This is a genomic window from Ureibacillus sp. GCM10028918, from assembly GCF_042666115.1.
Classification (GTDB): Bacteria; Bacillota; Bacilli; order Bacillales_A; family Planococcaceae; genus Ureibacillus.
The window spans coordinates 32,983-48,671 of sequence record NZ_JBHTFK010000021.1 but is presented as its reverse complement, the minus strand read 5'-3'; the positions used below and the strand labels follow the sequence as shown (position 1 = coordinate 48,671).

Annotated in this window: 11 protein-coding genes; 8 read left to right on the top strand and 3 right to left on the bottom strand. The window is 36.1% G+C overall.

Going from position 1 to position 15,689, the window contains the following annotated elements; translation table 11 throughout:
- Window positions 1-263: 263 nt before the first annotated feature.
- The 3 genes from ACFQU5_RS15405 (at window position 264) to ACFQU5_RS15395 (ending at window position 5,166) form a co-directional block, all read left to right on the top strand.
- On the top strand, window positions 264-2,174 hold the full coding sequence (locus ACFQU5_RS15405) for a PrkA family serine protein kinase (RefSeq protein WP_390289611.1): 1,911 nt from the start codon (window positions 264-266) through the stop codon (window positions 2,172-2,174).
- A 338-nt stretch (window positions 2,175-2,512) separates the two neighbouring features.
- Window positions 2,513-3,679 (top strand): sporulation protein YhbH, encoded by a 1,167-nt coding sequence (yhbH, locus tag ACFQU5_RS15400; RefSeq protein ID WP_390289608.1) that lies wholly within the window; start codon window positions 2,513-2,515, stop codon window positions 3,677-3,679.
- 86 nt (window positions 3,680-3,765) lie between these two features.
- Window positions 3,766-5,166, top strand: coding sequence for a SpoVR family protein (locus ACFQU5_RS15395; RefSeq protein ID WP_390289605.1), 1,401 nt, complete (start codon window positions 3,766-3,768; stop codon window positions 5,164-5,166).
- Window positions 5,167-5,356: 190 nt separating this feature from the next.
- Here the strand turns inward: ACFQU5_RS15395 and ACFQU5_RS15390 are convergent, their stop codons facing one another.
- Window positions 5,357-6,979 carry a catalase gene (locus ACFQU5_RS15390; protein ID WP_390289602.1) on the bottom strand — a complete coding sequence of 541 codons (1,623 nt, stop codon included), beginning with the start codon at window positions 6,977-6,979 and terminating at the stop codon, window positions 5,357-5,359.
- A 217-nt stretch (window positions 6,980-7,196) separates the two neighbouring features.
- Between ACFQU5_RS15390 and ACFQU5_RS15385 the strand changes: the two genes are divergently transcribed.
- The gene (locus ACFQU5_RS15385; RefSeq protein ID WP_390289599.1) at window positions 7,197-8,021 is read left to right on the top strand and encodes a manganese catalase; all 825 of its coding nucleotides are present in this window, start codon (window positions 7,197-7,199) and stop codon (window positions 8,019-8,021) included.
- Window positions 8,022-8,073: 52 nt separating this feature from the next.
- On the opposite strand, the gene ACFQU5_RS15380 is transcribed toward ACFQU5_RS15385, so the two are convergent.
- A complete protein-coding gene (locus ACFQU5_RS15380) occupies window positions 8,074-9,738 on the bottom strand; it encodes a ribonuclease J (RefSeq protein WP_390289596.1) in 1,665 nt (554 codons plus the stop codon).
- A gap of 209 nt (window positions 9,739-9,947) precedes the next feature.
- Between ACFQU5_RS15380 and ACFQU5_RS15375 the strand changes: the two genes are divergently transcribed.
- From ACFQU5_RS15375 to ACFQU5_RS15360, 4 genes are all read left to right on the top strand, one after another.
- Window positions 9,948-10,826 (top strand): phosphate/phosphite/phosphonate ABC transporter substrate-binding protein, encoded by an 879-nt coding sequence (locus ACFQU5_RS15375; protein ID WP_390289593.1) that lies wholly within the window; start codon window positions 9,948-9,950, stop codon window positions 10,824-10,826.
- A gap of 28 nt (window positions 10,827-10,854) precedes the next feature.
- Window positions 10,855-13,290, top strand: a complete 2,436-nt coding sequence (locus ACFQU5_RS15370) for a bifunctional diguanylate cyclase/phosphodiesterase (RefSeq protein WP_390289591.1) — start codon at window positions 10,855-10,857, stop codon at window positions 13,288-13,290.
- 156 nt (window positions 13,291-13,446) lie between these two features.
- On the top strand, window positions 13,447-14,133 hold the full coding sequence (locus ACFQU5_RS15365) for a hypothetical protein (protein ID WP_390289588.1): 687 nt from the start codon (window positions 13,447-13,449) through the stop codon (window positions 14,131-14,133).
- Between the two features lie 93 nt (window positions 14,134-14,226).
- A complete protein-coding gene (locus ACFQU5_RS15360; protein WP_390289585.1) occupies window positions 14,227-14,943 on the top strand; it encodes an MBL fold metallo-hydrolase in 717 nt (238 codons plus the stop codon).
- Between the two features lie 167 nt (window positions 14,944-15,110).
- On the opposite strand, the gene ACFQU5_RS15355 is transcribed toward ACFQU5_RS15360, so the two are convergent.
- Window positions 15,111-15,605 (bottom strand): L,D-transpeptidase family protein, encoded by a 495-nt coding sequence (locus ACFQU5_RS15355; protein ID WP_390289581.1) that lies wholly within the window; start codon window positions 15,603-15,605, stop codon window positions 15,111-15,113.
- Window positions 15,606-15,689 lie beyond the last annotated feature (84 nt).

Here is a 15,689-nt window from a genome sequence, read left to right as displayed (position 1 = left end):
TACTGAACACACTCAGCCTAGTTTTCTAACACCCCATGTATATGAACTCCAAGAATAAAATATTCGTAAATACCAATCTATCTCAAGATGAAAAATAAAATTCTCAATAGTAATTCATACAAATTTCGTGATTAATAGGTATCTGAATTTCTAAGATTCAACAGTTTTCCAATTCATCATTACGATAAAATCAAAAAATTATTAAAAAAGTATTCGGTATCATTAAGTCATTCGCTTCATACATTAATAAAAACTCACCCTGAATGGAGGTAAGCGCTATCGATATTTTAAACAGGGTTAGACGTTACAAAGAAGAAGAGGACAGCCTGAAATGGGAAGGTACATTTGCAGAATACTTACAATTAGTTAAGGAAAGGCCACAAGTTGCTCAAACAGCTCATTCACGTGTGTACAATATGATTAAAAGTTCCGGCGTTGATGAAAGAGATGGAAAGAAAATGTACCAGTTCTTTGGAAAACAAATTTTTGGTCTTGAAACAGCATTAGAGAGACTAGTAGAGGAATATTTCCATCCAGCAGCTCGAAGGTTAGATGTACGTAAACGTATTCTATTATTAATGGGACCAGTAAGTGGCGGTAAATCAACAATCGTCACGCTACTTAAAAGAGGATTAGAGCATTATTCTCGGACCGACGAAGGTGCTGTATATGCCATAAAGGGATGTCCGATGCATGAAGACCCGCTTCATCTAATTCCACAACATCTAAGAGAAGATTTCTTTAAAGAATATGGAATTCGAATAGAGGGAAGCTTATCCCCATTAAACACAATGCGTCTTGAGCAGGAATATGGCGGTCATATCGAGGATGTACTGGTTGAGCGAATCTTTTTCTCGGAAGATCGACGTGTTGGAATTGGAACTTTTACACCGTCAGATCCAAAATCACAGGATATTGCCGATTTAACAGGAAGTATTGATTTCTCGACAATTGCGGAGTTTGGGTCGGAATCTGATCCAAGAGCCTATCGTTTTGACGGAGAGCTAAATAAAGCGAATCGTGGAATGATGGAGTTCCAGGAAATGTTAAAATTAGATGAAAAATTCCTATGGCATTTATTATCATTAACGCAAGAAGGTAATTTTAAAGCGGGTCGATTTGCGCTTATTAGTGCAGACGAGCTCATTGTGGCTCATACCAATGAGACAGAGTATCGAACGTTTATTTCGAACAAAAAGAATGAGGCGCTGCATTCACGAATTATCGTAATGCCTATTCCTTACAACTTAAAAGTAAGTGAGGAAGAGCGAATTTATTCGAAAATGATTAGTGAAAGTGATATGGCACATGTTCATATTGCCCCACATGCACTGCGAGCAGCGGCGATTTTCTCGGTTTTAACAAGGTTGGAAATACCGAAGAAACAAGGCATTGACCTAGTGAAGAAAATGCGGCTTTATGATGGAGAAAGTGTTGAAGGATTCAATTCGGTAGATGTAGAGGAATTAAAGAAAGAATATCCAAACGAAGGTATGAATGGGATTGATCCCCGTTACGTGATTAACCGGATTTCTTCAGCAATTATTCGTAAAGAAGTCCCTTCAATTAATGCATTGGATGTATTACGCTCATTAAAAGATGGACTTGATCAACACGCGTCTATTTCAGAAGAAGACCGTGAGAAGTTTATGAATTACATTGCGATCGCAAGAAAAGAATACGATGAAATCGCGAAAAACGAAGTACAAAAAGCCTTCGTCTACTCCTATGAAGAGTCTGCAAAACATCTAATGAATAACTATTTAGATAATGTCGAAGCATTCTGCAATAAAAACAAGCTTCGTGATCCGATTACAGGAGAAGAAATGAATCCTGATGAAAAACTGATGCGTTCCATTGAAGAACAAATCGGTATCTCTGAAAATGCGAAACGGGCATTCCGAGAAGAGATTTTAATCCGGCTTTCAGCATTTGCACGTAAAGGAAAACGATTTGATTATAATTCGCATGAAAGATTAAGAGAAGCCATCCAGAAAAAACTGTTTGCCGATTTAAAAGATGTGGTGAAAATTACGACTTCCTCTAAAACACCAGATGAATCACAGCTTAAAAAGATTAATGAGGTCGTAGCAAGATTAATTGATGAACATGGATACGACTCCAACTCAGCCAACGAATTATTAAGATATGTAGGAAGTTTATTAAATAGGTAGTTAATAGAAGGAATATATTGAAAGGAGTGTCCATAAAATTTAGGACACTCATTTTTTTATCTTCACATCATATTAGTAATGGTAAGAGATAAATATTGAGTCATTAGAAAAAATTGTATTTAGGAGTAATTTATTGAGCAAAGTAGTGAAATTTGTCAGAAAATTCGCATATTATAGGGAAAATGATTTTCCTTGCAATTAACTTCATTCAGTAGAAGTCTCCTGCTGCTATACCAGGTGAGACAGTAAAAAGGAAAATCTATTGAGTGGGATATTTGGACGCAATACGCCAAGACGATTTGATACACGAAACCATATTAAAGATGGGTGAGGATAACATGAGTGAAAATCAGAATCGAAACTTTGTCGTCTCTCAGGAAAATTGGTCACTCCATCGCAAAGGGTACCAAGATCAACTACGACATATGGATAAGGTTAAGGATGCAATTAAAAACAATTTACCAGACTTGATAAGCGAAGAAAGTATAATTATGTCTAATGGTAAAGAGGTTATTAAAATACCAATTCGTTCATTAGATGAGTATAAAATTCGTTATAACTATGGAAAGTCAAAACATGTTGGTCAAGGACAAGGCGATAGCCAAATTGGGGATGTAGTTGCCCGTGATGGAAAACCAGGAAATCAACAAGCGCAAGGTCAAGGCAAGAAAGCTGGAGACCAGCCTGGTGATGACTATTATGAAGCTGAAGTAAGTTTGGAAGATGTGCAAAAAATGTTATTCAAGGAGTTAGAGCTGCCCAATTTACAAAGAAAAGAAACAGCAGACATTACAACAGAGAAAATAGAGTTCAATGATATTCGAAAAAAAGGGCTGATGGGGAATATCGACAAGAAAAGAACGATTTTAACGGCCATTAAAAGAAATGCGATGAAGGGGAAGGCAGAAATTAGTCCAATTCATAATGATGATTTACGTTTTAAAACTTGGGATGAAGTAACAAAGCCTGAAACAAAGGCAGTTGTGCTTGCAATGATGGATACAAGTGGTTCGATGGGGAATTTTGAAAAGTTTTGTGCAAGAAGCTTTTTCTTTTGGATGACCCGGTTTTTACGAACAAAATACAAAACCGTTGAAATTGAATTTATCGCACATCATACAGAAGCAAAAGTCGTGACAGAGGAAGAGTTCTTTACTAAGGGTGAAAGTGGAGGGACAATTTGCTCCTCGGCATATTCGAAAGCTTTGGAATTGATCAATCAAAAATATAATCCTGTTCGTTATAATATTTACCCCGTCCATTTCTCGGATGGCGAAAATTTTTCAACTGACAATGAAAAATGTCTAAGGTTAGTAAATGAACTAATAGAGCTTTCCAGTATGTTTGGTTATGGTGAGGTCAACCCAAATAATCGTTATTCATCATTGATGTCAACCTTTAAAAAAATTGATAACCCTAAGTTCCGTCACTATGTACTAAGGCAGAAGAAAGATGTATATGATACATTGAAAAACTTTTTCCAAAAACAAGAGACGACTATTTAATAAATCGTCATCAAAAAATGAATATAAGAAAAACTTCGATATTCACTTTTAAGTGAAAATCGTGTTTTTCTATTGGGGGAGATAAGGTGGAAAAAGAGCTTCACAAAGCAATAGACGATATCACGGACATTGCCATAGGTTTTGGCTTAGATTTCTTTCCAATGCATTATGAAATATGTCCAGCAGAAATTATCTATACAATAGGTGCATATGGAATGCCAACACGTTTTTCGCATTGGAGCTTTGGAAAACAATTTCATAAAATGAAGCTGCAATATGATTTAGGTCTAAGTCAAATCTATGAATTAGTTATTAACTCAAATCCATGTTATGCATTTTTATTGGATACGAATACGCTGACTCAAAATAAATTGATTATTGCGCATGTGTTAGCACACTGTGATTTTTTCAAAAATAATGTTCGTTTCTCAAATACAAGACGTGATATGGTTGAAAGCATGACCGCAACTGCAGACCGAATTGCAAGCTATGAGCGGCTTTATGGAAAAGATGAAGTTGAACAATTTTTAGATGCGATTTTAGCCATTCAAGAACATATCGATCCTTCTATTGTTAGACCTAATTTAGTTCAATATGCTGACGAGCCTGAAGAGGTTGAAATCACAGTTGCAAAATCACCTTATGATGATTTATGGGCTTTAGATAAAAAAGAGGAGCCAAAATCGCAGGTTCGATATAAGAAGAAAAAATTCCCATCAAATCCGGAAAAGGATCTACTTCTTTTCATAGAGATGCACAGTCGAGAGCTTGAAGAGTGGCAGCGCGATATTTTAACAATGATGCGAGAAGAAATGCTGTATTTCTGGCCACAGTTAGAAACTAAAATTATGAATGAAGGCTGGGCATCTTATTGGCACCAACGCATTATGAGAGAACTAAACTTAACGACAGATGAAACAATCGAGTATGCAAAATTAAATGCGGGTGTTGTTCAGCCATCCAAGACATCCATTAATCCATACTATCTAGGGTTGAAAATCTTTGAAGATATTGAAAAACGCTACGATAATCCAACAGAAGATATGATTAAAATGGGCGTAAAACCAGGTACAGGAAGGGAAAAGATCTTTGAAGTTCGAGAAATTGAATCCGATATTTCCTTTATCCGAAATTACTTAACAAAAGAGCTAGTAAAGCAAGAGGATATGTATTTATTCGAAAAGAAGGGCACAGATTATAAGATTTCTGACAAGGATTATCTAAATGTACGAGACCAGCTAGTTTCCATGAGAGTAAATGGCGGATTCCCATATATTTTTGTAGATAACGGGGACTACTTACGAAATGGTGAGTTATATTTAAAACATGGTTTCGAGGGAATGGAGTTAGATCCGCATTACTTAGAACATGTATTGCCTTATATCTACCAACTATGGGGACGCCCGGTTCATATTGAAACATATGTAGAAAACAAACCAGTGCTCTATACGTACGATGGGAAACGAAATTACAGAAAAGCGTTATAATGGGAAGTTGTTTTAATAAATACGAAAAAGCCCGTGAACAAATTCACGGGCTTTTTAAATTGAAATTATAAAATTTTGCTGTGTGGATAACTTTCTGAAATAGTTCTTCTAGAACTAGCGCAAACAGCCAAGCCCCTCGTGTTTTCGTCGACGCGGGGCTGTCAGAACTTTTGCGTTTTTGTTTTTTGCATTAATATGGATCAGCTTCATGTCCTTTTTGAACTGCATCATCCACTGCTTGAGCAGCATTTTTAGCACCAAGTGGACGTGGGCTGAATTTTGGGTCTTCTTTTATCATCGATTCCGTTTTTTCAGCAATGCCTTCACGTAAGCGGCGGCCATATTCTTCATCAGCCTGTTCTGCGAGAACAATCATTTTATCTTGGATGTCTTTAGGGCAAAAAACTAGATCATTTACTAAATTATTGATTAGCTCGTCCTTCTCCCATTGTTCGAAGTTGCGGTATGTTTCTCCAGCTTGTTTCGTATTATCGTTACGGTCAATGGATTCACGGACTAAGTTCCCTTCAACTTTAGGCGTATGCTCTACACCAGCTTGTTCCGCTTCTTTTAAACCACCCATACTAGAAGGCTCGTAGTTAATATGAGGATTTTGGCCAGGGGCTTTGTCGTTATAGTAACGTAACTGTCCACCTTCTTGATTTGTTGCAACACGTTTTTTCGCAGCATTGATTGGTAATTGTAGATAGTTTGCACCTACACGGTAACGTTGTGTATCCGAATAGGAGAAAGTGCGCCCTTGTAACATCTTGTCATCAGAAAAATCTAATCCATCAACAAGTACGCCAGTACCGAAAGCTGCTTGTTCTACTTCGTTAAAATAATTTTCGGGATTCTTATCTAACACCATTCGTCCAACTGGTAGCCATGGGAATTGATCATTAGGCCATAGCTTTGTGTCATCTAGTGGGTCAAAGTCAAGCTCAGGGTGGGGGCCATCCTCCATAATTTGAACCAATAGCTCCCATTCAGGATAATCGCCTTTTTCAATTGCTTCATATAAATCTTGAGTTGCATGGTTGAAATTTTTACCTTGAATTTCTTGGGCTTCTTTCACGGTTAAGTTTTTAATTCCCTGCTTAGGTTCCCAGTGGTACTTTACAAGAACAGCTTTTCCTTCCTGATTGACCCATTTATAAGTGTTAACGCCAGAACCTTGCATCATGCGATAGTTTGCAGGAATTCCCCACGGTGAATAAACGAAAGTCACCATATGGAAGGATTCAGGTGAATTTGCACAGAAATCAAAGAAGCGGCGAGAATCTTGGATATTCGTAACAGGGTCCGGACGGAAAGCGTGAATCATATCCGGGAACTTCATGGCATCACGGATGAAGAAGATTTTTAGATTGTTTCCAACTAAATCCCAGTTCCCGTCTTCCGTATAAAACTTTACAGCAAACCCGCGAGGATCACGTAAAGTTTCAGGGGAGTGCAATCCATGCACTACAGATGAAAAACGAACGAATACAGGAGTTTGTTTTCCCTTTTCTTGGAACAATTTTGCTCTCGTATATTTGGAAGCAGGGTCATCGCCTACAGTACCGTATGCTTCAAAGTATCCATGGGCGCCAGCACCACGGGCATGTACAATTCTTTCAGGTACTTTTTCACGATCGAAGTGACTGATTTTTTCAATAAAGTCATAATTTTCCAGTGTAGCAGGTCCTCGATTTCCTGCTGTGCGAATATGTTGATTATTTGTGATTGGATGGCCTTGTCGGTTCGTTAATGTTGCATCATCTTCGTAGTTAGTTTGGTACTTTTCTTGCTTTGAAGGGTCTTTTTCCATTACGATCATCCTTTCTATTCACTAATCGGATTAATTTGGATTTATCCCTAACGATTGATAAATTTAGAAATAACCGATAATATAATTCCCTACTTATAATAGAAGTATGCCTAAATAGAGAATAATTTTTTATGTTTAGAGATCGAACTTTGGTGTTATTGATAGTTAACTTCGCATGGAATTTGTCGAAGTAAAAATAGCTTTTAGGAGGTTACCAATGTTTCGACATCAAAAAGAACTGCAATTTGAAGTGAAGGTGGAACGTCCAGACGCAGTATTGGCAAGACAAATTCAAGAATTACTAGGTGGACAATTTGGTGAAATGAGTGTAATGATGCAATATCTGTTCCAAGGATTTAACTGTCGCGGGGAAGAAAAGTACAAGGATATGCTAATGGATATTGGAACTGAAGAAATTGGTCATGTGGAAATGCTATGTAATCTTATTAGCCAATTACTGGATGGAGTTTCTCCGGCAGAACAAATCGAAGCGGCCAAAGACCCAATGACAGCTGCAATCATAGGTGGTACAAATCCACAACATCTTATTGTAAGTGGTTTAGGAGCGACACCAAGAGATTCGAATGGTGTGCCATGGAATTCAGGTTACATCGCCGCAAGTGGAAATTTACTGGCTGATTTTCGTGCCAATCTAAATGCTGAATCCCAAGGGCGTCTACAAGTAGCACGTGTATATGAAATGACAACAGACGAAGGGGTTCGAAGTGTATTTCGTAATATGTTAGCGCGTGATCGCTATCACCAATATCAATGGATGGCAGCTATTGCTGAACTTGAAGAGAAGAATGGTGTTGCTGTACCTGGCTCTTTCCCACCTGAAGCGGAAATGGAAGCTCAGCCACATGCATACGAATTCTGGGATTTATCAGCGGGAACACAATCTGCAGCGGGACTTTGGGCTAAAGGGTCCGCTCCTGATGGTACAGGAGACTTTATGTACTTGGAAAATCCAAAACCTCTTGGTCAAATCCCAAATCCAAATCCTCCTCATTACTCTACACATAATGATATAAATATATAATTAAAATAAGGCGAATTGTTACTTGATACACATGTAACAATTCGCCTTTCTATTAAATCGCAATAATAATAGGGAGGATCATTGGTTTTTTCTTAGTTTTTTCAAATAAGTAAATACCCACTTCTTTTTTTATAGCCCTCTTCATACCCATGATATTAGGATCTTTAAATGGATCTACAGTTCTTTTTACGACCTCGTTGATGCCCTGCAGCAACTCTTCCGAATCTCTTGCATAAACAAAGCCTCGAGAAATGCAATCGGGATCTGAGATTCGTTTACCATCTTCTTTATTAATCGTGACGACCAATACCAGCATCCCTTCTTCTGAAAGATGTTTGCGGTCACGGAGTACAATTTCAACAATTTCATCATCTCCAACATTGTCTACATAAGTATCTCCTGCTGTTACTTTTCTAGTTTGGCGAGCTTCGCCATCTGCAATATCCACCACATCGCCATTTCGAATAATAAAGGTATTATTTCGTTCAACACCAACTGCTTCCGCTAGTAAACGATGTATGTGAAGCATGCGATATTCACCATGGATTGGAATGAAGTATTTCGGCTTCATTAGTGTAAGCATTAGCTTTAAATCTTCTTGATAACCATGCCCCGAAACATGCATACCAGTAATGCTGGAAGAACCGTAAATAACCTTTGCCCCTAATTGGAACAGGTTATCAACAATTTTCGAAACTCCTTTTTCATTGCCTGGAATAGGGGAAGAGGCAAAAATTACTGTATCATCAGGTAATACTCGGACATCTCGATTATTGTTTGTTGATAATTTGGATAGAGCTGCTAAGGGCTCGCCTTGGCTACCGGTACATAAAACAACAACACGCTCTGGAGGGTATTGTTTCACATCCCGTGAATCAATTAGCATCCAATCAGGAATTTCAACATAGCCACGCTCCCTCGCAACTTTTATAACGTTTACCATACTACGACCTAATAAGGCTAATTTACGGTTTGTTTTAATGGTTGCATGGACGATTTGCTGCACACGGTTAACGTTGGAAGCAAATGTAGAAATAATAATTTTTCCAGTCGCGTTTAAAAAGGCTTCCTCAATATGTGAACCAACCTTGCTTTCCGAAGGTGTTAAGCCTGGTCGTTCAGCATTGGTACTTTCAGAAATTAGAGCAAGGACGCCTTCTTCACCAATCTTCGCCATTTTATGAATATCGGAGTATTGGTCATTTACAGGAGTAAGATCAAATTTAAAGTCCCCCGTATGAACAACTTTTCCTTCAGGGGTATCGAATAGAATTCCCAGACAGTCCGGAATACTATGACTTGTTCTGAAGAAACTAGCTTTCATCTGACCTAAATCTAATTTAGATTCTGAGTTTATTTCGATTAAAGTAGATTCTCGTAGGATTTTGTGTTCTCTTAGCTTTAATTCGATTAAACCAAGTGTAAATCTTGTTGCATAGATCGGGATATTTAATTTTTTCAGAAAGTAAGGTATCCCGCCGATATGATCTTCATGACCATGCGTCACAACTAGTCCGCGGATTTTATGTTTGTTTTCCTGTAAGTAAGAAACATCTGGAATGATTAAATTAATTCCGAGCAGCGACTCATCTGCAAATTTTGCACCACAGTCAACGATAACTAAATCGTTGCCATATTCAATGACATACATATTTTTGCCGATTTCATTAATACCACCTAAAGCAAAAATAGAAAGTGTACTTTTTCTATCAGACAAATTGACCCCTCTTTTCACAACATTTGAATATCAGTATAGGTAGAACGATGTTGAACTATACGGAAAGTCGATAGAGAATCATTTTACTTACAAGTCAGTCATACGAGCGCTATTACTTCGCTAAAGAATTTACAGTAAATTTACAATACTATAGTATGATAGTTACGATTATGAATTGTTATATAGGAGACATATCGAGGAGCAGGTATATGTTGAGAAAAATCTTTTTATTTTTAATAATTTCTGTACTATTAGCAAGCTGTAAAGGGGAGGGCGATACTCTAAAAATTGGCATGATTCCGTTAAAAACCAAAGAAGAAATGTTAGAAGAGTATAAGCCAATTCAAATGTATTTGCAGGATAAGTTAAATCTTCCGGTAGAATTTGTCGTAATGGAAAGTTATGTGGAATTAGTGGAAGAGATGAAAATTGGAAATATAGATATTGGTTACTATGGAGCATTTTCATACATAGCGGCTGAAAGTGAAATGGAATTAACACCTTTAATTGTTGAACAAAGAAAAGGCACAGGAATATTTTATCAATCATTAATACTATCGAGTAGAGACTCGAACATTACATCAATCGATGAATTAGAGGATCAAAATTTTGCTTTTGTTGATGAAGGTTCTACATCGGGATTTGTGCTCCCATTCGCCCTATTTAAAAGCAGGAGTGTAGATATGGAGCAATATTTTAATAAGATTCACTATTCAGGATCACACGGGCAAGTTCCTGAAGATATAAAAAATAAAGTAGTGGATGCAGGGGCAATTAGCAGTATTCAATATAATGATTTAATCGAAAAGGGAAAAATTGAGGAAAAAAATTTTGATATCATATGGAAATCGGAAGATATACCAAGTTCACCTTATGTTGCCAATAGTGAATTAGATGAAGACTTGCAACATAAGTTTACCGATGCAATGTTGAAAATTCACCTTGAAATTCCTAATGAATTAAAACAATTAGATAGTGCATTGGAAAAGTATGTAATGGTAGAAAGTAAGGATTATAATTCTATTAGAAATATAGCAACAATTTTAGGGAAAGATTATATGGTTGAATATTTCTTAAACAGAGAATGAGAAACATATGAGAAGGTGAGTGAGCCTCTTGAGGCGTAGAGGAATAAGGTTCTGGGCATTAATATCGATAATCGCTGTATCATTGATTACAACCGTTTTATTTGTTTTTTTATCTTATACTAGAATTTCAAAAAGTCTAAAAGATCAGTATATCAATGAATCTGAATCAGTATTAGAACAAACTTCAAATAATTTTACTGTCCAGTTTTTAAATATACAGAATATTTTAGCTAGTTTAAGTGAAGAGTTAGAAAAAGAATCCATTGCTGTCTTTAAAACTCTACAATTTTATGAGAGATTAACCCCTTCAAATAGCTCTATCTATTTAGGGCTTGAAGATGGTCAATATTATTTTAGTTCAAGAAAACTGCTTCCAGAAAGCTATACAGTGGTTGAACAAGAGTGGTATAAAAACTCGCAGAATCGAAACGAGGTTACATGGACGGAGCCTTATTTAGATTATCTTACACAAGAGATTATTATCTCTGCATCAATTCCAATTAAGCATAATGGACAAGATGGTGTAGCAGCTATTCAATTTAGTATTAATGATATTAGCAACATCATCAGTCAATCCGAAATTGGTGAAAAAGGTTTAGTCATGTTGATTAGCAGTAATGGTACGATATTGGCAAACCGAGACAATTATTTAATTGGTGAATCTATCATTGAAAAAGGTCATGAGGCATTGCTTGAGCGATCATTCGAAGAACAAGTGCCCTATAGTATTGATGGCCAAAAATATCTAATACATACAAAGACAATCGATCAAAATGGCATGAGTATCCTGACTGCGATTAGTGAAAAGGAACTTCAAGATCATTTAATTAAAAGTTTATATCCAATAGTAGTAACGGGAATAGTCACTTTGCTATTATTTAGCAGCATGGCGTATCTAGTTCTTCTAAGAGGGATTAAACCTCTAAAAAATCTGGGTACCCTAATGTCCTATGTAGAACTAGGAAACTATGACGTGTATGCAAAAGAAAAAGAGTATTTGGAAGTCTATCAACTATCAAAAGGATTTAATAGTATGATCCATGCGATTAAGAAACGTGATAGAGAATTAAATCTTACTTATAATGAGATAAAGAAAACCGAAGAACAATTAAGAAGTAAATATGAAGAGCTAAAAGCAAGTGAAGAAAAAATCTTGCATTTAGCTTCCTATGATCCACTAACAGGCGTGTTAAATAGAAGAAGTTTGTTACAGCTATTAAAAGAATCAATCGCTAATCATCAGGGAGAATCATTAAAAGCAATTGTTTTTTTAGATCTAGATAATTTTAAGACAGTGAACGATTCATTGGGTCATTCTGTTGGTGATAAGCTAATTATCGAGGTTGCAAATAGACTAAGTTCAATCACTGCTGGGAATAAAAATGTTGCCCGTATAAGCGGGGATGAATTTATATTATTTTTCCATGATTTGCAATCTGAAAATGAAATTGAAGCCATCGCTAAAGAAATTGTTCATACTTTTGACGAACCTTTAATAGTTGATGCAAAACAAATGAATGTAACGGCTAGTATGGGTGTTGCTTTATATCCAACTCATGCAGATTCAACAGAAGAGTTACTGCAATTTGCGGATATGGCCATGTATCAAGTGAAAGGCAGTGGAAAAAATGGCTATAAAATTTTTGATGAAGATATAAAAAAAGAAGTCGATGAAAAAGTAGAAATTGAACTTGGCATACGTGAATGTTTGAAAGAGAATAATTTCGAACTTGTATTTCAGCCACTTTTTAATATAAAACAAGATAGAATTACAAACGTTGAAGCATTATTAAGAAGTAAATCTACTGCTTTATCGAAATTTAATATTTTTCAAATTATACAAACCGCTGAAATAACAGGGCAAATAATAGAGATCGATAAATGGGTCTTAAGAGAAGCGTGTCTTTCCATCCAAAAAATCAATAATGAAATGAAAGTTCCATTGCATATATCTGTTAATGTTTCTGCACTGCATATTATACAACAGGATTTTGTGCAGAATGTCAAAGACATCATAGTGCAAACCGGAGTTAAGCCGGAATGGATTGATTTAGAAATAACTGAGACATCGTTAATGGAATCATTCGATCAGAATATTAGTAAGCTCTATGAGTTAAAAGCAAAAGGCATTTCATTGCATCTTGATGATTTTGGTACCGGCTATTCTTCTTTAAATTATTTAAATAGTTTACCAATAGATCATGTGAAGATCGATAAAAGTTTTATTGATAAAATGCTCCAATCTGAAAAGGATAGTAAGATTGTTGAGACTATTATTACGTTATCCCATAATATTGGCTTACAAGTTGTTGCAGAAGGGGTCGAATATAAGGAACAATTTGAGTTGTTAACAGATTATCAATGTGAATTGATTCAAGGATATTACATCAGTAAACCGGTGAAGTATGAAACAATCATTGAGATGGTGAAAAAAAATCTCAAGGAAAAAATTATTGTCGTATAACACGGTTGAAAGCAGGCTAATCCAGAATGATATTGGATTAGTCTTTTTCAATTATAGAAAATTATCTTAAAATCTACTAAAAAAGAGAATGAAAAGAGATGTTCTTGAATACTATTTTATAACTGATAGAAAAAATTTCTAAAAGGGGTGAGTAGGTTGTTCCAATTATTTTTATTATTATTAGAAGTCGTCTATCTTTTTTTAGCATTTAAAACGGGAAGTATTCTCTATTTAGTCGTTGCAATAGGATTAGGTGCTTGGTGGCTCTATGAGTTGAACAAAGATGTGAAAAAACGAAGTGAAGCATTACTAAATGAAACGATACAAAAAGTTGAACAGCACCCTCATACTCGCTATATTATAGCCTCTGATTATTTAAGTGCATTAATGCTTGATGAAAACTCCAATACATTAAGAATACTAGAGAGAGAAGAGATAGATGAGGACTTTGATAAAAAAGAATACGATTTTGAGGAACTCTATGAAATAGCTATTATCGAGGACGGGAATAATGTTGCCCTTACTTCAAAAGGTGGCGTACACGGTTGGTCCTTAATTGATGGGGGAGCAAAGGTGGATGTACATGTAAATGAACTGGAAGAATCAACCGAGAAGAAGGAAAAAGCAAAGGAAGTTAAAAAATTAATCCTTAAAATTGTAGTGGATGATCTAGCAGATCCCATTGTTGAATATGTCTTTTTAGATAATGAACAAGAAATTCCAAAAGAACTGGATGAATACAAAGACATCTTTAAGGAATGTACAAAGTGGTATCAAAAAATTAGCGTTATTATAAAAAGACATGAGCATGAACGTAAAATCCAGGAGGTTCAAATTATATAGAGCGGGGGTTACAAATAATTTACAATTATTTGTAACCCCTTTTTATATAATAAAGAATGTATATGAAAAAAGATGAATTAAAGGGGGATCATATTGAGAGTTTCAAAGTTTAATAACATGTACCAGTTGACGCTGTGGCCAAATTTTTTTCCGGTAAACTGTTATATAATCGAAGAACAGCATGAACTGATTTTAATAGATGCAGGTATGCCTGCAAGTTTTAAAGGCATTGTAAATTTGTTGAATAAATTGGAAAAACCGCTGACAAATATCGTTTTAACGCATGCGCATGGGGATCATGTCGGTTCGTTAATAAAGTTGAAGAAGGAATATCCCGAAGCTTGTGTCTCTATTTCTAAGCGTGATAGCCGATTGCTGCGAGGAGATAAAACTTTGGACGAACACGAACCACAAACTCCTATTAAAGGTGGTGTGCCAAATAATCTAGAGATAGTTCCCGATCGCTTATTAAAAGAAGGAGATCAAGTTGGATTGCTTGAAGTTGTTGAAACACCTGGCCATACACCTGGATCTATCTCTTTACTAGATAAAAATAATAAGGCAATCATAGTAGGAGACGCTTTTCAAACCCAACGAAAAATTGCGGTTTGTGGACAGTTGGTGCCCTTGTTTCCTTTTCCTGCTTTTGCTACATGGAATAAAGAAGTATCCCTTGATAGTGCTAAAAAAATACAGCAATTGGATCCTGAAATCCTTGCTGTTGGTCACGGAAAAGTATTAGTAGATTCTAAGAAACATATAGATCGTGCAATTGTTGAGGCAGAAACGAAAATGAATAAAGACTTTTAAGATTTGTATTAGGAAATGAGGATGCACATTTAATGAGGCTGGGACAATACAAAAAATCTAATCCTTCTGTGTAGATAACTTTTGAAAAGTTAATTTACATCTACCTTCAGCACCCAGCCTCTCAAGATTGCGGTCTGCCCCATGAAATGTGTATTGCACCTTTCATGTTATAGATGGATATTTACCTGCGTACCGATTGGGACTATTCTTGATAATTCTTCAACATCATTGTTATACATGCGAATGCAGCCTCTCGACACAGCCTTCCCAATAGAACTTGGATTATTTGTACCATGAATGCCGTAACTTTGTTTTGATAAACTCATCCACATCGTTCCAAAAGGACCTCCAGGATTTGGCGCTTTATTAATGATTATATAACTGCCAACAGGTGTATCATAAAGTACTCTTCCAACAGCTATAGGGTACTGCTTTTGAAGTACTCCATTGTGAAACAGCTTCAACCAACGTCCATTAATTGAAACTTCAATCCTATAAGGAAGAGTATTGGGATCAGGAAAGCCAGGTATTTCAATCAATTGTCCAGTATTAATGACATTCGGATTGATGGATGGATTTGCGCGAATGATTGCAGAAAGTGGTGTTCGATAGTCAACGGAAATTTGAAAAAGTGTTTCTCCCCTTTTTACAGTATGAAGCATTAAGTTCAGCTCCGTTCCGAGTATTTGTTCCTTTTAGTTTATGAGAGGTATATATAAAGTGCGCTGAAATTATGAATGGGTTTC